This is a genomic window from Kosakonia sp., from assembly GCF_032104925.1.
Classification (GTDB): Bacteria; Pseudomonadota; Gammaproteobacteria; order Enterobacterales; family Enterobacteriaceae; genus Kosakonia.
In genome coordinates this window covers 242,447-261,936 of sequence record NZ_DAMCGF010000004.1, presented here as the reverse complement: position 1 = coordinate 261,936, position 19,490 = coordinate 242,447, and the positions used below count along the sequence as shown (strand labels likewise).

Genomic DNA, 19,490 nt, shown 5'->3' with positions numbered 1-19,490 from the left:
CCCGGTTTGCAACCGGGAATCCAGGAGAGTTCATGTACTACCCCTTCGTTCGTAAAGCCCTTTTCCAGCTCGATCCTGAGCGCGCTCATGAATTAACGTTCCAGCAATTACGCCGTATTACCGGCACACCTTTCGAAGCCCTTGTACGTCAGCGTGTACCGGAGAAGCCGGTCAAATGCATGGGTCTGACCTTTAAGAACCCGTTGGGGTTAGCGGCCGGGCTGGATAAAAATGGTGAGTGCATTGATGCGCTGGGCGCGATGGGGTTTGGCGCCATCGAAATCGGTACCGTGACGCCACGCCCGCAGCCGGGTAATGACAAGCCGAGGATCTTCCGTCTGGTGGACGCCGAAGGGCTGATCAACCGTATGGGCTTTAATAATCTTGGCGTGGATAACCTGGTTGAGAACGTAAAGAAATCACACTTCGACGGTGTGTTGGGCATTAATATTGGTAAGAATAAAGACACGCCAGTCGAGCAGGGTAAAGATGACTATCTGATTTGTATGGAAAAAATCTATGCCTACGCCGGTTATATCGCCATTAATATTTCTTCGCCAAATACGCCCGGTTTGCGCACGCTACAATATGGCGAAGCGCTGGACGATCTGCTTACCGCAATTAAGAATAAGCAAAACGATCTGCAAAATGTGCATCATAAATATGTTCCGGTAGCCGTAAAGATCGCACCAGATCTTTCTGAAGAAGAATTGATCCAGGTGGCCGATAGTTTAGTTCGCCACAATATTGATGGTGTTATTGCCACTAATACTACGCTTGAAAGATCGCTGGTACAGGGAATGAAACATTGTGACGAAACGGGTGGGTTAAGTGGTCGTCCGTTGCAATTAAAAAGCACGGAAATTATTCGGCGGTTGTCGCAAGAATTAAACGGACGCTTGCCGATTATTGGCGTAGGTGGCATCGACTCGGTGATAGCAGCTCGCGAGAAAATCGCCGCCGGTGCGTCACTGGTGCAAATTTATTCGGGCTTTATTTTTAAAGGTCCACCGCTGATTAAAGAAATCGTTACCCATATCTAATCTTTTATCCCTTCCTGCACAACCAGGGCTTTATTTCCCGCCCTGGTTGTTTTATATTCCACCACTGTTGCTAATTTAAACATTTTAGTCTTTTATTATTTAAGTAATAAACGAGGCGGCAAACAGGATGAAAAAGCGACAGGATGTTTAGGGGAAGGGGAGAGGAAAATGCGAATTAAACCTGACGATAATTGGCGCTGGTATTTTGATGATGAGCATGATCGCATGATGCTCGATTTAGCCAATGGCATGTTATTTCGCTCTCGTTTTGCCCGTAAGATGCTGACGCCAGACGCTTTCTCACCGTCTGGTTTTTGCGTTGATGATGCTGCGCTCTATTTCTCCTTTGATGAAAAATGCCGCGATTTGCCGTTATCCCATGAGCAACGCGCTGAACTGGTGCTTAACGCGCTGGTAGCGATTCGCTTCCTCAAGCCGCAAATGCCGAAAAGCTGGCACTTCATGACGCATGATTCCCTGTGGACGCCTGTTACGGGCGAAGGCGCTTGCGTCTGGCTGAGCGATACGCAGGAGTGTGTGAATCTGCTGGTGGTTGAACCGGGTGACAATGCTGCGCTGTGTCTGCTGGCGCAACCCGGCGTGGTAATTGCCGGGCGCACTATGCAACTGGGCGACGCGATTAAAATTATGAACGATCGCCTCAAACCACAGTTACATACCAACGCAATTCAGTTCGAACAGGCGGTTTAAGCCTCCAGTCGCAGCGATGTTTTCGGCACACAGCTACAGCAGAGAATTGAACCATCCGGCGCAACCGCTGATTTCTTCAGCGCACTGACTTCACCTTCCACTACGCGGATCCGGCAGCAACCGCAAATCCCGGCGCGACACGAGTAGGGCACGCGAATCCCCTGATGTTCAAGCTGTTCAAGCAACACTTGTTGGTTATTGCCGCGAAATGTTTGACCTTGCCAGTTGATTTCTACCGTGCCTGCGGGTTGTGCATCCTGTTCAACAGCCTCTTCGGCTTCGCCTGCGCCGTATATTTTCGCGGGCGCCGTTGCCAGCACGGCTACTTCATCGCCAACGCGGATCACACCGCTATTACGGGCAATCAGGTTTTGGCCGAAATCGACGGTACCGTTGTCCTGCGCGGTGCGAAAACGCTGTAAGGTCGCGAGAGGCTCACCGGAGGGGTGTTTTTGCCCGCGCTCCGGGCTGACGGTGGTGAACACACACCGGCTGCACGGTTTCACGACATCGAAAACCACCTCGCCAATACGCACCACTTTCCAGCTGTCCTCTTCCCACGGCTGCGCGCCCGTCACTACCAGGTTGGGGCGAAACTGCTCCATTTTCACGCTGGCCGGGCAACGGTTTTGTACATCACGCAGCGAGGCTTCGTTAGCCAGCAGATAGGGAAAACCATCGGCGAAAGATAACGGTACGTCGTCGTGGTGTTTAACGCGGCGGGTTAATTCAGGTCCAACCCAGCGCAACTGCACCTCGCGCGAAAAAAAGCCGCTCAGCCAGCGATTAATCTCGTCGGGCGCGATAAGGGCAGTAAAGTGGTTTCCCCATACTTCCGTGGGCGCGGCGTCGGGCGCAAAATCGGCAAAGCGAATCACCGCGCTGCTGCCATCCGGTGCGGTCAGGTGCAAACCATCGGTTAACGGTGAGGGCGTAAAGCGCACCATCTGCGGATACTGTCGTGCGGTAATAAAAGTGCCATCGGGTTGCGTGACCATAAAAACACGGTCAAAAGCGAGGCCGCTGATATCGGCAAGCGCATGCGTCAGGCCAATACCACGCATGGATTTTACCGGATGAATAAAAAGACGTGAAAGCGTTGGCACGTCTTCCCCCTGTCTGATGAAAATTAGCCCTCAACTTTATGACATGAACGCCAGATTAGCTATAATGCGCAACAATTTTCGTTGAGTGTAAGTGACATTATGATTTCTCTGTTTGCCAGTACGGCCCGCGGGCTGGAAGAGCTGTTAAAAACTGAACTGGAAAAACTTGGTGCCGTTGAGTGCCGGGTTGTTCAGGGTGGTGTCCATTTTGAAGGGGACACGCGGCTCCTGTACCAGAGCCTGATGTGGAGTCGTCTGGCTTCGCGCATTATGCTGCCGCTCGGGGAGTGCAAGGTTTACAGCGATCTTGATCTCTACCTCGGCGTGCAGGCGATCAACTGGACAGAGATGTTTAATCCGGGCGCAACCTTCGCCGTCCATTTTAGCGGCCTGAACGATGAAATTCGTAACAGCCAGTACGGCGCGCTGAAAGTCAAAGATGCGATCGTCGACAGCTTTACCCGCAAAAACCTGCCGCGTCCGAATGTGGAACGTGAGATGCCGGACCTGCGTATTAACGTCTGGCTGAACCAGGATACGGCAAATATCTCCCTTGATCTGAGCGGTGAAGGTTTGCACCTGCGCGGCTACCGCGATCGCACCGGGATGGCGCCGATCAAAGAAAACCTGGCCGCCGCGATCGTGATGCGTTCTGGCTGGCAGCCAGGCACGCCGCTGCTCGATCCAATGTGCGGTTCCGGGACGCTGCTGATTGAAGCTGCGATGGCGGCGACCGATCGCGCGCCGGGTCTGCACCGCGGCCACTGGGGTTTTGGTGGCTGGGCACAGCACGATGAAGCGCTGTGGCAAGAGGTGAAAGCCGAGGCACAAACGCGCGCGCGTGCGGGGCTGGCGAATTACGCCTCCCATTTTTATGGGTCAGACAGCGACGCGCGCGTTATCGATATCGCCCGTAAAAACGCCCGACGCGCCGGGATTGGCGAGCTGGTCACCTTTGAGGTGAAAGATGTTGCCGAGCTGAGCAACCCGCTGCCAAAAGGCCCGTACGGTACGGTGATCAGTAACCCGCCGTATGGTGAGCGTCTGGAGAGTGAACCGGCGCTGATCGCGCTGCACAGCCTGTTGGGCCGTCTGCTGAAAGCACAATTTGGCGGCTGGAATCTGTCACTGTTTAGCGCCTCGGTTGATCTGCTGAACTGCCTGCAACTGCGTGCTGAGCGCCAGTTCAAAGCGAAAAACGGTCCACTGGATTGCGTGCAGAAAAATTACCATCTGGCGGAAAATACCGGCGAAGCGAAAGCGCCGGCAATGGCGGAAGATTACGCGAATCGCCTGCGCAAGAACGTTAAAAAGCTGGAAAAATGGGCGCGTCAGGAAGGTATCGAATGTTATCGCCTGTACGATGCCGATCTGCCGGATTACAACGTCGCGGTCGATCGCTATGCCGATTGGGTGGTGGTGCAGGAGTATGCCGCACCGAAAACGATTGATGCGCAAAAAGCGCGCCAGCGTCTGTTTGACATCATTGCGGCCACTATTCATGTGTTGGGGATTGCGCCAAACAAGCTGGTGTTGAAAACCCGTGAACGGCAGAAGGGCAACAATCAGTATCAGAAAATGAATGAAAAGGGTGATTTCATGGAAGTGAGCGAATATAACGCTCGCCTGTGGGTCAACCTGACCGATTATCTTGATACCGGTTTGTTCCTCGATCACCGTATCGCGCGCCGTATGCTCGGCCAAATGAGTAAAGGCAAAGATTTCCTCAATCTTTTCTCTTATACCGGCAGCGCCAGTGTGCATGCGGGGCTGGGCGGCGCGCGTTCGACGACAACGGTGGATATGTCACGTACCTATCTGGAGTGGGCCGAGCGCAACCTGCGTCTTAATGGCCTGAGCGGTCGTGCGCATCGCCTGATCCAGGCCGACTGCCTGGCGTGGCTGCGCGATACTGATGAGCAGTTCGACCTGATCTTTATCGATCCACCGACCTTCTCCAACTCCAAACGTATGGAAGAGTCTTTTGATGTACAGCGAGACCATATGGCGCTGATGCAGGATCTCAAACGCCTGTTGCGTAAGGGCGGCACGATCATGTTTTCCAATAACAAACGCGGTTTCCGTATGGATCTCGACGGGCTGGCGAAACTGGGTCTTAAAGCACAAGAAATCACCCAAAAAACGCAGTCGCAGGATTTTGCCCGCAACCGTCAGATCCACAACTGCTGGCTGATTACCGCAGCCTGAAAGGATAAATAAATGTCATTAATCAGTATGCATGGCGCGTGGCTGTCATTCAGCGATGCGCCGCTTCTCGATAATGCTGAGCTGCATATCGAAGAAAACGAACGCGTGTGTCTTGTTGGGCGTAACGGCGCAGGGAAATCAACGCTGATGAAGATCCTCAACCGGGAAGTTAACCTGGACGATGGTCGCATTGTGTATGAGCAAGATTTGGTGGTGGCACGCCTGCAACAGGATCCGCCGCGTAATGTTACCGGCAGCGTCTACGATTTTGTCGCTGAAGGGATTGAAGAGCAGGCCGAGTATCTCAAGCGCTACCATGAGGTTTCCCACCTGGTGATGAGCGATCCGAGCGATAAAAACCTCGCCGAGTTAGCGCGTGTGCAGGAGATGCTGGATCACCACGGTTTGTGGCAACTGGAAAACCGTATCAATGAAGTGCTGGCGCAGCTTGGGCTAACGGCGGATATGTCGCTCTCCGCCCTTTCCGGCGGCTGGTTGCGTAAGGCAGCGCTGGGGCGCGCGCTGGTGAGCGGTCCGCGTGTGCTGCTGCTCGACGAACCAACCAACCACCTGGACATTGAAACTATCGACTGGCTGGAAGGGTTCCTGAAATCTTTCGGCGGCACCATCATCTTTATCTCTCACGATCGTTCGTTTATTCGCAATATGGCGACGCGTATCGTCGACCTCGATCGCGGCAAGCTGGTTTCCTATCCGGGCAATTACGATCAGTATCTGCTGGAGAAAGAAGAAGCCCTGCGCGTGGAAGAGCTGCAAAATGCGGAATTTGATCGCAAGCTGGCGCAGGAAGAGGTGTGGATCCGCCAGGGCATCAAGGCGCGTCGTACTCGTAACGAAGGCCGCGTCCGCGCGTTAAAAGCCATGCGCCGCGAGCGCAGTGAACGCCGTGAAGTGATGGGCAGCGCGAAGATGCAGGTGGAAGAGGCCTCCCGCTCCGGCAAGATTGTTTTCGAGATGGAAGACGTCAATTACGGCATCGATGGCAAAGTGCTGGTGCGCAATTTCTCCACGCAGGTGCAGCGCGGCGACAAAATCGCGCTGATCGGCCCGAACGGCTGCGGTAAGACTACGCTGCTCAAATTGATGCTGGATCAACTCAAAGCCGATAGCGGGCGTGTCCATGTCGGTACCAAACTGGAAGTGGCCTATTTCGATCAGCACCGCGCCGAACTGGATCCGGATAAAACGGTGATGGACAACCTTGCTGAAGGTAAGCAAGAAGTGCTGGTGAACGGCAAGCCGCGCCACATTCTGGGCTACTTGCAGGACTTTCTGTTCCATCCGAAACGGGCGATGACGCCGGTACGTGCGCTCTCTGGCGGGGAACGTAACCGACTGTTGCTGGCGCGTTTGTTCCTGAAACCCAGCAACCTGTTAATTCTCGATGAACCAACCAACGATCTGGATGTTGAAACGCTGGAACTGCTGGAAGAGCTTATCGATGCCTATCAGGGTACGGTTCTGCTGGTGAGCCACGATCGTCAGTTCGTTGATAATACCGTGACCGAATGCTGGATCTTCGAAGGCGACGGCCAGATTGGTCAGTATGTTGGCGGCTATCACGATGCCCGTGGTCAGCAGGCGGCGTCGCAGATGCAAAAACAGGACGCCGCGAAAAAAAGTATGGAAGCGCCGGTAGCCAAAGCAGAAACTGTCAAACGCAACAGTAACAAACTAAGCTATAACCTGCAGCGTGAACTGGAACAATTACCGCAAAAGCTGGAACAACTGGAAGCACAACTTGGGGATTTGCAAGCGCAGGTCGCCGATGCCAGTTTCTTTAGCCAGCCGCACGACCATACGCAGAAAGTCTTAGCCGATATGGCTTCGGCGGAGCAAGCGCTTGAGGAAGCGTTTGAACGCTGGGAGTATCTGGAGGCTCTGAAAAACGGCGCATAAAGGGAGCCTGTATGTGTGAACACCACCACACCACTCGCCACATTCTCTGTTCGCAATGTGACATGCTGGTGGCGTTACCGCCGCTGCAACATGGACAAAAAGCGGCGTGCCCGCGTTGTGGGACAACGCTTGCGACCGAGTGGGACGCGCCGCGCCAGCGTCCCACTGCTTATGCTATCGTCGCGCTGTTTATGCTATTGCTCTCCAACCTTTTTCCCTTCGTAAACATGAAAGTAGCAGGCGTTGCCAGTGAGGTGACGCTGCTGGAAATTCCTGGTGTGATGTTCTCGGAAGATTACGCCAGCCTCGGCACTTTCTTTCTGTTGTTCGTGCAGTTTGTGCCGGCGTTTTGCCTGGTGACGATCCTGCTGTTGGTTAACCGCGTGCGGATGGATTTCCGCCTGAAAATTGGCCTTGCCCGCGTGTTATTCCAGCTTAAAAGTTGGGGAATGGCGGAGATTTTCCTCGCCGGGGTGTTGGTCAGTTTCGTCAAACTGATGGCTTATGGTGATATTGGCATCGGCAGCAGTTTCATTCCCTGGTGCCTGTTCTGTCTGTTGCAACTGCGGGCGTTTCAGTGCGTAGACCGCCACTGGCTGTGGGACGACATTGCGCCTGCGCCAGCTGTTGCGCAGCCGCTGCATGTCGGTGTACCAGGTATCCGCCAGGGGCTGCGATCCTGCCCATGTTGCACGGCGATAGTGGCGATTGACCAGCCGGTTTGCCCACGTTGCCATACTCATGGCCATGCGCGTCGGCGCAACAGTATTCAGTGGACGCTGGCGCTGCTGATGACCGCCATCATGCTCTATTTACCCGCCAATATTTTGCCCATCATGGTGACCGACCTGCTGGGCGACCGCATGCCGTCGACCATTCTGGCCGGGGTGATTTTGCTGTGGAGCGAGGGTTCGTATCCGGTTGCGTTAGTGATTTTTATCGCCAGCATTATGGTGCCGACGCTGAAAATGATTGGCATCGCCTGGTTGTGTATTGATGCGAAAGGGCACGGAAAGCGCGATTGCGAACGCATGCATTTTATTTATGAAATAGTGGAATTCGTTGGGCGCTGGTCAATGATCGACGTGTTTGTTATTGCCGTACTGTCTGCGCTGGTGCGGATGGGGGGGCTGATGAATATTTATCCTGCGATGGGTGCGCTGATGTTTGCGCTGGTCGTTATTATCACGATGTTTGCGGCAATGACTTTCGACCCGCGTCTGAGCTGGGATCGCGAGCCACAAACGCACCATGAGGAGTCGTTAAAGCATGGAGAATAAGAGTGGGGAAGCCAGGGTGCAAAAGGTGAGAAACTGGTCACCGGTGTGGATTTTCCCGATTGTGACGGCACTGATTGGGGCCTGGATCCTTTTCTATCATTACAGCCATCAAGGCCCGGAAGTCACCCTGATCACCAATAACGCCGAAGGAATTGTCGGCGGTAAAACGACGATTAAAAGCCGCAGTGTGGACGTTGGCGTAGTGGAGAGTACGACGCTGACCGATGATCTTACCCATGTTGAAATCAAAGCGCGGCTCAATTCCGGCATGGAAAAGCTCCTGCATAATGATTCGGTATTCTGGGTGGTGAAACCGCAGGTGGGTCGCGAAGGTATCAGCGGGCTTGGTACGCTGCTTTCTGGTGCCTATATCGAACTTCAGCCCGGTGTAAAAGGCAATGCACCGGAGCGCTACAACTTGCTCGATTCGCCGCCGCTGGCACCGCCGGATGCGAAAGGTATCCGGGTGATCCTTGACAGTAATAAAGCGGGGCAATTAACGGCAGGCGATCCGGTGTTGTTCCGTGGCTATCGCGTGGGTTCAGTGGAAACCAGCACCTTTGATACGCAAAAACGGACCATGAGCTATCAGCTCTTTATTAATGCGCCGAACGATCGGCTGGTGACCAGCAATGTGCGTTTCTGGAAAGACAGCGGGATTGCCGTCGATCTCACCTCCGCCGGGATGCGCGTCGAGATGGGGTCGCTGACGACGCTGTTCGGCGGCGGTGTCAGCTTCGATGTGCCGGAAGGCCTGGATTTGGGGCAGCCGGTGGCGGAAAACAGCGCTTTTAAGTTGTATGACGATCAGCGCAGCATTCAGGATTCGCTATACACCGAACATGTTGATTATCTGATGTTCTTTAAAGATTCGATCCGTGGCTTGCAACCCGGCGCGCCGGTTGAGTTCCGCGGCATCCGCCTTGGTACGGTGAGTAAGGTGCCGTTCTTTACGGAAGGTATGCGCCAGGCGCTGAATGATGATTATCGTATTCCGGTTCTGATCCGTATTGAGCCGGAACGTCTGGCGAACCAACTGGGTGAAGATCCGGATATGAGCGCACATCTGAATGCGCTACTGAAGCGTGGTCTGCGAGGCTCGTTGAAGACCGGTAATATTGTTACCGGCGCGCTGTATGTTGATCTCGATTTTTACAATAATGCCCCTGCGATCAGTGGCATGCACGAGTTCGCTGGCTATCCCATCATTCCGACTGTGAGTGGTGGACTGGCGCAGATCCAGCAACGGCTAATGGATACGCTGGATAAAATTAACAATTTACCGTTGAACCCGATGATCCAGCAGGCGACGAGCACGCTATCTGAAAGCCAGCAAACGCTCAAACGTCTGCAAACGACGCTGGATAACCTCAACAAATTGACCGCCAGCCAGTCGATGCAGCAACTACCTGCAGATATGCAGAGCACACTACGCGAACTTAACCGCAGTATGCAGGGCTTCCAGCCAGGTTCCGCCGCTTACAATAAAATGGTGGCGGATATGCAGCGCCTCGATCAGGTATTGCGTGAACTGCAACCGGTGCTGAAAACGCTCAACGATAAGAGCAACGCGCTGGTATTTGAAGCGAAAGGGAAACCCGATCCGCAGCCGAAGAGGGCAAAAGAATGAAAAAGAGCGCATTAGCGATACTGGCTCTGTTGCTGACAGCCTGCAGTAGCGGCGGTGATAACAAAAGCTACTATCAGCTGCCTTCGCCGTCGCAAGTAAAGGCGCAGACGATGGCCGGGCAAAACCAGGGGAATCGTCAGTTATGGGTAGAACAGGTTTCGGTACCTGATTTTCTCGCGGGGAATGGCGTGGTGTACCAGACCAGCGATGTGCAATACGTCATTGCTACGAACAATTTGTGGGCCAGCCCGCTCGATCAGCAACTGCGTAACACGCTGGTATCCAATCTGAGCAATCAACTGCCTGGCTGGGTGGTCGCATCGCAGCCGCTAGGCAGTGAACAAGATACGCTAAACGTAACTGTGACCGGTTTTCATGGTCGCTATGATGGGCGAGTGATTGTAAGCGGCGAATGGTTACTTAAACACCAGGGACAACTGATTAAGCGCCCCTTCCATATTGAGCTGAAACAGCAGCAGGATGGCTATGATGAAATGGTGAAAATGCTGGCTCAGGGCTGGCAGCAAGAGGCTGTCAGTATTGCGAATGCGCTAACTCGTCTGCCATAAGTAAATCTAAAGTCTGTAAAAACCGCCATAGACAAAATCTATGGCGGTTTTTTTATGTTTCAGTACAAACCATTAGTTGTGCTGGCTCACATTTTTTGTACAAATGAACTTTTGTGTAGCTCACATTTATGACACTGGCGTGAATTTTGCGCATTGACGACGAAGTCTATTCAAGGTATTTGTGACCTGTGGTTGCGCATTAAGTGACCACTGTTTTCTTTTCCACCAGATCAAATAATGAGGGAAACGAGGCATGAAGAGACAAAAACGCGATCGCCTGGAACGGGCACATCAACGTGGTTATCAGGCTGGTATTACCGGGCGTCCGAAGGAAATGTGTCCCTACCAAACCCTGAATCAAAGGTCCGAGTGGCTGGGAGGCTGGCGGGAGGCCATGGAGGACAGGGCAGTCATTGCCTGATTCTGTCTCTTTAAAAAAGAAACCTCCGCATTGCGGAGGTTTCGCCTTTACCGGGGTAGGTAACCCGGTATCAGAAATTAGACGTATCCTGGAACAGACCTACTTTCAGATCCGCGGCGGTATAGATAACGCGGCCATCAACCAGCACTTCGCCATCTGCCAGACCCATGATCAAACGACGGTTTACAATGCGTTTAAAGTGAATACGGTAAGTCACGGTTTTCGCCGTTGGCAGCACCTGGCCGGTGAATTTCACTTCGCCAACGCCCAGCGCGCGGCCTTTGCCTTCGCCGCCGAGCCAGCCCAGGTAGAAACCAACCAGTTGCCACATTGCATCGAGGCCGAGGCAGCCAGGCATCACCGGATCACCAATGAAATGGCAGCCAAAGAACCACAGATCCGGGTTGATATCCAGCTCAGCTTCAACATAGCCTTTATCGAAGTTACCGCCGGTTTCAGTCATTTTGACCACACGGTCCATCATCAGCATGTTCGGTGCCGGCAATTGCGGGCCTTTTGCGCCAAACAATTCGCCACGACCAGAGGCAAGAAGATCTTCTTTTGTATAGGATTCGCGTTTATCTACCATGTTCTCAGTAAGCCTTATTTGTAATTTCGGACGCAGGATAGCTAACACGTGTACGCTGAACAAGTCCGATCAGTTTCGGATAAACCAGTTCAACCAGCGAAGCGGCCACGGGAAGCGGTGGCGCGCATCCTGTTGTGTTGCCTGCGCGATACGTTCCTGGATGAGTTGCTTAAGGTTATTTTGCCCTTCGGCATCCCACGGCAAACCCGTTAATAAGGGTAGCGCATCCATCATGTCATCTACTGCCCAGATGAAAAATTGCTGCGCCTGGATAGCATCCAGAAGTTCCTGCTGCAGGCAGAGATGGCGTACATTTGCCGAGGGAATAATCACCCCTTGCTTGCCAGTGAGCTGGCGCTGCTGACAAATAGTGAAGAAGCCTTCGATTTTTTCATTCAGCCCGCCGACCGGCTGGGAGCGACCAAATTGATCCACCGAGCCTGTGATCGCAATGCTCTGATTAAGCGGAACTTCAGATAGCGCGCTGATTAATGCGCACAGTTCAGCCATTGATGCGCTGTCACCGTCGACTTCGCTGTATGATTGTTCAAAAGTCAGTGAGGCGGAAAAGGGGATCTGTTGTTCCAGCTCCAGTTCCGCCATCAGGAACGCTTGCATGATCATCATGCCTTTGGCGTGGATATTACCGCCCAGCTCAGCTTTGCGTTCAATATCGTTAAACTCGCCATCGCCAACATGCACCACACAACTGATTCGCGAGGGTTCACCAAAGGCACGTGGATGTCCCGGAAACTCGATAACGGACAGTGCATTGATCTGACCGATGCGTTCTCCTTCGGTTTCGATCAGGATTTGCTCAAGCAGGATCTCATCCTGCATGCGCTCCGCCAGGAAGCCTTCACGCCACTCTCGCTGCGCAAGCATTGTCTGGAACTCTTCCCCACTAAAGGTTTCATCAGTGGACATCGCTGCCACTTCTCGCAGTTGCCGAGACAACCACATTGGGCAAAGAGGTAACGTTTCCTGATCGCTGGTGTAGCGGACGGCTTCGCGAATGAGTGTTGTCCATGCATCAGCCGCAGGGGCGGGCAAGTGCGCATCGCGAGCGGTTTGCTCGACCCACTGACGCCATATGGACATGGTTTCGGCATCCGCAATTTGCAGCGTTTCTTCGTATTCGCTGTAAATGGCCTGCGATGCGAGTTCCGGCTCCATTTCCTGGAAATCCGCGAGTGATTCACGTTCACCCACGAGGATGACTTTCAGATCCATTGGCATGGACGGCACAGTGACCGGCAGGGGGCGCGATTCATCAAAGGAAACCCAGTCAAAACGGCGCTGCGTTACCATCGTTTTCAGGCGCATCCATAGCAGTGGCTGTGCAAGCAGCGTACGTAAGGAAATAACCAGCACCCCACCGTTTGCCTGGTGGACGAGGCCGGGTTGCAACGTGATTTCCTGATTAAACTGGCGAAGACAGCCGAAAAGTTGTTCTGCTTCTACCCAATCGGCGATCGCGGTGGGTTTGTTGCCGATAAAATTTGCCTGGGCATCAGCCGAAGGTTCGAAGCGAATTGCCGAACCATTGACATGATATTGGCCGCCAGAAAATGGGCGGGCTTCAGGGATGAGCATTTCGGTGGCGCTGGCGATAAGCGCAAGATATTCGGCTTCTTCTGGCGCTTTAGCCAGCAAAAAGCGTGACGTCGCCTGCGGATAGAGCAATTGCTCCAGCGCGTACTGTAATCGGGGTTGCGTATCGGCCAGGGAGAAGTCCGTTTCGCGGGCTAATTCGGACGATTCAAACACTTCCTGATAGCTGCTGGTATCAGGAACCAGGTCGTTCCATTCAAGTTTTGTAATGGTCAAAGTCGTTTTTTTAGTCTGATGTCAAAGGCGCGATTATACCGTAAACGCTCCAACAGCACACATTCATTACACGCTTTCGCGACGCGAACACTATTGGCTTAAACGAGGCCGTGATTTCTTTTCAGCAGAGTTGGAAAAAACTGATATTCTGAACTGAGTTACACGGTCACGTTGAGAGCGCAATGAAATATCAACAACTGGAAAATCTCGAAAGCGGCTGGAAATGGAAGTATCTGGTAAAAAAGCATCGTGAAGGGGAATTAATCACGCGCTACATAGAAGCCAGTGCCGCTAAGGATGCGGTCGATTTATTGTTGACACTCGAAAATGAACCCGTACAGGTCAACGACTGGATTGTGCAGCATATCAATCCGTCATTGATTAACCGGATGAAGCAAACTATTCGCGCCCGCCGCAAGCGGCATTTTAATGCCGAACATCAGCATACGCGTAAAAAATCGATCGACCTGGAATTTGTGGTCTGGCAGCGTCTGGCTGGGTTAGCGCAGCGCAGGGGGAAAACGCTTTCTGAAACGATTGTGCAGTTGATCGAAGATGCCGAGCACAAGGAAAAGTATGCATCTCAGATGTCTACGCTGAAACATGACCTGCAGGCATTACTTGGGAAAGAATAGGTGCGAATTATTCCTGCCTGTTATTTCAGGCAATAAAAAACCCCGCTAATGAGCGGGGTTTTTTTAGACGGGAACTTAAGCCTGCGGCTGAGTTACAACGTCTTTGCTACCTTTAACTTCGATCTCTACGCGACGATCCGGTGCCAGGCAGTCGATCAGCGCTGCACGCGGTTTCACGTTGTCACAGGTGCTGCCAGTAACCGGGTTGGATTTACCCATGCCACGTGCGGAGATTTTGTTAGCCGGGATACCTTTAGAAACCAGGTAATCAACTACGGACTGTGCACGTTTCTCAGACAGGCTCTGGTTGTAAGCGTCAGAACCGATACGGTCGGTGAAGCCCAGAACCACTACGGAACCGTCTTTAGGATCCAGGTTGCTCAGCTGACCATACAGCTGATCCAGCGCCTGCTGACCTTCCGGTTTCAGCGTCGCTTTGTTGAAGTTGAACAGAACGTCAGACTTCAGAGTGAAGTGTTTGGTCTGCACTTCCGGAGCCGGAGCCGGAGCCGGAGCAGCTACTACCGGAGCAGCGTCTTCCTGCTGGCCGAAGCGGTAGGAAACACCTACGCTCAGCATACCGTTGTCCGGACGAGCACCAACAGTGTTTGCATCACCGATGTTGTTAACCCACTGGTATTCCAGGCGGGTAGCGATGTCACGAGTAACTGCCCACTCAACACCACCAGCGAAGACCGGGGAAACACCGGTATCGTGATCTTTGAAGCCCTGGTTGTTCTGAGCGTCTGCACGCCAAACCATACCACCCAGACGAGTGTACAGGTCCAGATCGTCAGTTACCGGGTAACCCAGTTTAGCAGTCAGCTGAACGCCCTGAGCTTTGAACGCGCCGTTAACGGTGTCGCCTTTGTACGGCATACGACCCAGCCAGTCATAGCCCAGTTCGAAACCTACGTACGGGTTAACCTGGTAGCCACCGAACGCACCAGCACCCAGTTGGCTTTCGTGGGTCGGGCCATCGTTCTGCCATACCGCACCTTTGTCATGATACTGGGACCAACCCAGTTTACCACCTGTATACCAGGTGTTATCTTTCGGAGCGGCCTGCGCTACGGTAGCGAAACCAGCCAGTGCCACTGCAATCGCGATAGCTGTCTTTTTCATTTTTGCGCCTCGTTATCATCCAAAAATCGCCATGGGAATCTCTTTAGAGAAGCCACGGTTAAATCCTTCACCGGGGGCATTGCTCACTGACAACTCTGCGGACATCTTTACCGATATCTTTGGCTTATGCCGAGCACCCCTGGCGATGTAAAGTCTACAACGTAGTTGGAAACTTACAAGTGTGAACTCCGTCAGGCATATGAAAAAAAAGGCTTTGTATACACAATATTTAACACTTCTGATGAATCTTTCACCACGGCTATTTCCGTACAAAGCGCGCGAGACAGGCTTTCGCGCTGTATTTGGACGATAAATTTGAAGCGCTGCTCTCAGGCAAAAAACATCCTAGGAAAACTCCTAAATTTACTCAATGATACAAATTTGAGTGAATTTTTATCCCGGAAAGCTGTCTCGCAGCCAGAGGATCGTGGCGTACAGGTCGCATAACGAAGCCTATCGCATTGCCTTCTTCTGCCGCCATAGCTAATTGGCGATGTTCCTCTGCAGTCAGCTCTTCAGAATGCCAGCCAATAACGACGCTATAGTTACCTGTGCGCAATGCACGAATCATTGAGTCCAGTGTTACGCTTGGAGAAAGCTGGTTCACCTGCATCACCTTGGTGAGGGGTAACCCAGCGGATTGCACCCACTCACGGCTGAGTTTTTGTTGAGGTGTCAACCACAGCTGCCAACGGGATTGTTGCCCGAGTTGCTGCAGTAAAGGCAGTAAAAGAAGCTGCGTCATCCAGGGCTGGTCCTCACGATAGACCATTTCGCTAATCAGCCCGGTAGTGATGCTGGAAGGCTCAACGTGATTCAATTTGTTGAGTGTTGAAGCGAGTGTTGTCGAACGATTCGCATAGCCTGAAGTGTACATAATCAATCCAGCCCTGTGGGTTACTGTATGTTTATACAGTAACCGTTGCATGCTCAGAGATCAACCTCATTTTCGGAAACTATCTCGCATTTTTGTTTTGTCCCTGCCGCGTAATGAAAAATTTGCTTGCCGTCTTGCTCACAGTTGCCTATGTTCCTGCGTAGTGGTTTCAGTAATTTAAATCTGGCTTTTACTATGTGATTTATAAGGCAAAAATCATGGAAGACCTATCTTATCAACGGATATATCAGTCGCGCGAATACCTCATGCCTCTCGGCACAATTTGTCACCGCGCTCATTTTGGTGGTTACAGCTTGTCAGTGGATAAAACTGTTTTCGCGATGGTTGCAGAAGGGGAACTTTACCTTCGCGCTTGCGACGAGAGTGCGCAATATACGGTTACGCAAGATGCCCCTTTACTGGTATTCAACAAACGTGGGCGTCAGGTTTCGTTAAATTACTACTTCGTTAGCGAGAGTGTGTGGCGCGATCGTTCGTTACTTCTGCAACTTTCGGCTCTGTCACTTGATGCTGCGCGGCGTGATAAAGATCGGCGCAGTGCCAGAAAACGGTTACGCGATCTGCCTAACCTTACTTTTCAACTTGAAGCTCAACTCCATGAAGCTGGCGTACTGGATGCACATACACTGCGAATGCTCGGGGCAAAAGTTTGTTGGCTTAGATTGAGAAAATCAAACAAGCATCTGAGCGCGAAAGTGCTTCTTGCACTCGAGGGCGCAATTGTTGGGCTTCACGAAGCGGCGTTACCGGCGCCGCGACGCCGGGAACTGATGGAGTGGTTTAACGGCGTAATTAAGAACGGAGCGAGTCCTTACTGAGTAATTTGGCTTTTCAGACGGCACACTTCAGGCAATAAAGCGATCAGCAGGCCAATCTGTTGCAGTACCAGTGGCTCTTTGCTATCCGGGCGCGGCTCCAGGTGTTTAATGCGTTGGGATAGATCGGCAAGAGTATCCTGAACACGTTTTTGGTCTGCTGGTAGGTGATGTAGAGCATCGTCAACATAGCAGACTGCATCATCAAGTAAACGTAGGATTTCCGGCTGGGTGAGCTGCTCACGATGTGCGCCAAGCGCGGAAATATAACTGGTAAAGGTATGATTTAAACATAACAAACGGAACGCGGCATCGCGAAGTTCAGGTGAGGTTCCGGGTTCGGAAGACATATTTGAAACGACCGATGCCAGTTCCGCGTCACGGTTATAAGCGTTACGTCTGGCGATGCGGTAAGCAAGCCGGTTATCGCGTCCCTGATGGTACTGTTCAAGAATGGCATCAAGGTAGCGGCAGTTAGCATCAAAGGCTTGTTCAGTAACGCGGGGCAGGTGTCGAAAACGCCAGTCCGGCCAGATAAAACTCACTGCCGCCCAGGCGATAGCACAACCTATAAGCGTATCAATAATACGGGGAAGCGCGACTTCAAATCCTTCGCCCAATAAGTTAAAGCACAGTAACACCAGTAAGGTGATGAACATCGTGGCATGCGCGTATTGCACTGTTCGAAATGCGAAAAACAGTACGCCGGTGATGACGATGAGTATCAGTTGCCCTTCGTGTGAGGGAACGAAGTAAAGTACCGGCAATCCGATCGCAACGCCAATCAGCGTTCCGATTACGCGTAGCGTCAGCCTGTGGCGAGTGGCGTTATAGTTCGGCTGGCAGACAAAGAGACTGGTCAGTAAGATCCAATAACCATGCTGTAGCCCCGTTATTTGGATAAACGCATAACCGATACATAACACCACCGACATGCGTACTGCGTGGCGAAAAAGTGCGGATTCTGGCGTCAAATTATTACGTAACCGCTGCCGCATGTCATTGAAACCACTCAGACTATCATCCGAAAGCTGATTTTCAGTGTCATTTGACAATGAAGGCTGTGGTTGACCAGATTCAATAGTTGCTAACTGAGCGTCAATAGCCCTCAGGTTATCCAGCAGAAAACCAAGTGCTTTCATATGCTCCTGAGGCGTGATGCCATTAGCGCGAAGACGATCAAGCGCCGCGTCAAGGTGGATAAATGCCCGTTCGAAGCGAGAATCGTGTTGATACGGAGTGCGAAGCAAAATGGCGCGTGATAACTGAGCGCACGCATGTGACTGCATGGAAAGTAAGCGCTGAAAGCGGAACATCACGTCGCTATAACGAAAATGTTCGCGCAGGGTTTGATATTGGATATGTGAAGAACTGGCTCGTTCGTGAATATCTTGCGCCGCAAAATAGTAATGTAATGTTTGACGTGTGCCGCGCTGCCCACGATCTCCGCGCAAACGCGTGAGCAACGTGGCTTTGGTTTGATTGAGCGTGTTCACTAACTGGCCATTCGCCAGTGCTAAATCATAGAGCGGCGCCTGGCTATCATCTTCAATATCCGGGTCAAAAAGACGTGATTTTAGTTCAAGGTAATGTGCCAGTTGTTCATAGCAACGCGCCAGGTTGTCTTGTAGGGCGCGAATGGGGAAAACCAGATGTCCAACCAGCGTCAGTAAGTTAAACCAGATTGCACCTGCCAACAGCAGCAGTGGTTGCTGATACCATTGTTCGAAAAGGGAAATTCCCAGCATGGTATAGACCGCAATAAGCAGCGCACCAAAAGCAATGGTGGCGTAACGCTGTCCGAGCCCGCCAAGCAGGATGAAACCAATGGTGGATGTCACAAGACCAAACGCAAACAACCATGGCCACGGAAAGAGTAACTCCACAGATGCAGACGCAATAAAAAAGCACACCAGCGTAATTATCAGGTTTTTCAGCCGCCCCGTCAGGCGGTCATCCAGATCGGCAAGTGCGGCGGCAACGACGCCAAGCGTTAGCGGGATGGTCAGTTTCACCTCGCCGAGTAGCCAGGGCAGCAAAGCAGTCCCGCAAAGCGCAATAAAAATTCTGACGTTATAGAGCCAGGCACTGTTCCATGTATAACGGCGAAGCAGAGGACTTAACATAATGACAAGCGATCCGATTATTGAAAACGACGGTGCGCATTGGCTTCGCGGGCAGCGCGAGCGGTTTCTACAGATACCACACGACGGCCAACTGGCCACAGTGCAATCGCAGCGATTTTAAAGTTCGCGACGCCAACGGGAATGCCGATGATGGTAAGGCACTGAGCGATACCGGCGGTAATATGCATAATGCATAGCCACCAGCCAAACAGAATAAGCCAGATAATATTCAATAATGTTCCACCTGCATTTAACAGGCTGTTTTTGCTCTGCGGTTCAAGTTCATCAATGTGAATGGCTTCATTTCCCCAGGGGATAAATGAGAGCTTTGTGATTTCCCAGCAAGAGCGCGTCAACGGCAGAGTGATAATGAGCAGGGCGCTGATTATTGTTGCGAGTAGCCATCCGAGTGTTGTGGCGAAACCACCAAGCACAAAATTTAGAATATTCAAAACGGTACGCATAAAACCTCAGTACAAACCGGTCGGTAGAGAATGCCGGTAATTGTAACGATTATTTGGGCTGGAGCGCCAATTCTCTGGCAGGTAAACTGGCAATTATTGTCACAAGTTGAGAACGATAAG

The 19,490-nt window shown here is 52.2% G+C and carries 17 protein-coding genes; 10 read left to right on the top strand and 7 right to left on the bottom strand.

From position 1 onward, the window contains the following. The first annotated feature begins 32 nt into the window (after nucleotides 1–32). Entirely contained in the window at nucleotides 33–1,043 is a 1,011-nt protein-coding gene (pyrD, locus tag RT644_RS10555) for a quinone-dependent dihydroorotate dehydrogenase (protein WP_020457260.1), read from the top strand. A gap of 168 nt (nucleotides 1,044–1,211) precedes the next feature. Beyond that, a complete protein-coding gene (gene zapC, locus RT644_RS10550) occupies nucleotides 1,212–1,754 on the top strand; it encodes a cell division protein ZapC (protein WP_020457261.1) in 543 nt (180 codons plus the stop codon). On the opposite strand, the gene RT644_RS10545 is transcribed toward zapC, so the two are convergent. Then, nucleotides 1,751–2,860 (bottom strand): YcbX family protein, encoded by a 1,110-nt coding sequence (locus RT644_RS10545; RefSeq protein ID WP_072051603.1) that lies wholly within the window; start codon nucleotides 2,858–2,860, stop codon nucleotides 1,751–1,753. The genes zapC and RT644_RS10545 overlap by 4 nt on opposite strands. A gap of 99 nt (nucleotides 2,861–2,959) precedes the next feature. On the opposite strand from RT644_RS10545, the gene rlmKL reads away from it, so the two are divergent. The 6 genes from rlmKL to rmf all read left to right on the top strand — a co-directional run bounded on the left by rlmKL (nucleotide 2,960) and on the right by rmf (nucleotide 10,888). Beyond that, a complete protein-coding gene (rlmKL, locus tag RT644_RS10540; RefSeq protein WP_313626589.1) occupies nucleotides 2,960–5,068 on the top strand; it encodes a bifunctional 23S rRNA (guanine(2069)-N(7))-methyltransferase RlmK/23S rRNA (guanine(2445)-N(2))-methyltransferase RlmL in 2,109 nt (702 codons plus the stop codon). 12 nt (nucleotides 5,069–5,080) lie between these two features. Next, entirely contained in the window at nucleotides 5,081–6,988 is a 1,908-nt protein-coding gene (locus RT644_RS10535; protein ID WP_045506740.1) for an ABC transporter ATP-binding protein, read from the top strand. An 11-nt stretch (nucleotides 6,989–6,999) separates the two neighbouring features. After that, complete coding sequence (gene pqiA / locus RT644_RS10530) at nucleotides 7,000–8,268, top strand: membrane integrity-associated transporter subunit PqiA (protein WP_097407998.1); 1,269 nt, start codon at nucleotides 7,000–7,002, stop codon at nucleotides 8,266–8,268. Next, entirely contained in the window at nucleotides 8,258–9,898 is a 1,641-nt protein-coding gene (gene pqiB / locus RT644_RS10525) for an intermembrane transport protein PqiB (protein WP_020457266.1), read from the top strand. Before pqiA ends, pqiB begins: the two co-directional genes overlap by 11 nt. After that, nucleotides 9,895–10,467, top strand: a complete 573-nt coding sequence (pqiC, locus tag RT644_RS10520; protein WP_313626587.1) for a membrane integrity-associated transporter subunit PqiC — start codon at nucleotides 9,895–9,897, stop codon at nucleotides 10,465–10,467. The genes pqiB and pqiC overlap by 4 nt, the downstream gene beginning before the upstream one ends. 253 nt (nucleotides 10,468–10,720) lie before the next feature. Continuing rightward, complete coding sequence (gene rmf, locus RT644_RS10515; protein WP_017456222.1) at nucleotides 10,721–10,888, top strand: ribosome modulation factor; 168 nt, start codon at nucleotides 10,721–10,723, stop codon at nucleotides 10,886–10,888. 70 nt (nucleotides 10,889–10,958) lie between these two features. Here rmf and fabA read toward each other — a convergent pair whose 3' ends face one another. Together fabA and RT644_RS10505 are read right to left on the bottom strand one after the other, a co-directional pair. Continuing rightward, nucleotides 10,959–11,477 carry a bifunctional 3-hydroxydecanoyl-ACP dehydratase/trans-2-decenoyl-ACP isomerase gene (fabA, locus tag RT644_RS10510; RefSeq protein ID WP_131411023.1) on the bottom strand — a complete coding sequence of 173 codons (519 nt, stop codon included), beginning with the start codon at nucleotides 11,475–11,477 and terminating at the stop codon, nucleotides 10,959–10,961. 69 nt (nucleotides 11,478–11,546) lie between these two features. Next, nucleotides 11,547–13,307: a Lon protease family protein gene (locus RT644_RS10505; RefSeq protein ID WP_313626585.1), complete on the bottom strand. Its 1,761-nt coding sequence runs from the start codon at nucleotides 13,305–13,307 to the stop codon at nucleotides 11,547–11,549. 182 nt (nucleotides 13,308–13,489) lie between these two features. On the opposite strand from RT644_RS10505, the gene matP reads away from it, so the two are divergent. After that, the gene (gene matP, locus RT644_RS10500) at nucleotides 13,490–13,942 is read left to right on the top strand and encodes a macrodomain Ter protein MatP (protein WP_020457269.1); all 453 of its coding nucleotides are present in this window, start codon (nucleotides 13,490–13,492) and stop codon (nucleotides 13,940–13,942) included. A gap of 75 nt (nucleotides 13,943–14,017) precedes the next feature. Here the strand turns inward: matP and ompA are convergent, their stop codons facing one another. Continuing rightward, nucleotides 14,018–15,067, bottom strand: coding sequence for a porin OmpA (gene ompA / locus RT644_RS10495; RefSeq protein WP_045506756.1), 1,050 nt, complete (start codon nucleotides 15,065–15,067; stop codon nucleotides 14,018–14,020). A gap of 367 nt (nucleotides 15,068–15,434) precedes the next feature. Next, a complete protein-coding gene (gene sulA / locus RT644_RS10490) occupies nucleotides 15,435–15,944 on the bottom strand; it encodes an SOS-induced cell division inhibitor SulA (protein WP_020457271.1) in 510 nt (169 codons plus the stop codon). 218 nt (nucleotides 15,945–16,162) lie between these two features. Here sulA and RT644_RS10485 point away from each other — a divergent pair, with 218 nt between their 5' ends. Further along, on the top strand, nucleotides 16,163–16,783 hold the full coding sequence (locus tag RT644_RS10485) for a TfoX/Sxy family DNA transformation protein (protein ID WP_097408001.1): 621 nt from the start codon (nucleotides 16,163–16,165) through the stop codon (nucleotides 16,781–16,783). Here RT644_RS10485 and yccS read toward each other — a convergent pair. Beyond that, nucleotides 16,777–18,906, bottom strand: coding sequence for a YccS family putative transporter (gene yccS, locus RT644_RS10480; protein WP_313626584.1), 2,130 nt, complete (start codon nucleotides 18,904–18,906; stop codon nucleotides 16,777–16,779). The two genes, RT644_RS10485 and yccS, sit on opposite strands and share 7 nt — an antisense overlap. 17 nt (nucleotides 18,907–18,923) lie before the next feature. Then, on the bottom strand, nucleotides 18,924–19,370 hold the full coding sequence (locus tag RT644_RS10475) for a YccF domain-containing protein (protein ID WP_020457274.1): 447 nt from the start codon (nucleotides 19,368–19,370) through the stop codon (nucleotides 18,924–18,926). Nucleotides 19,371–19,490: the final 120 nt, after the last annotated feature.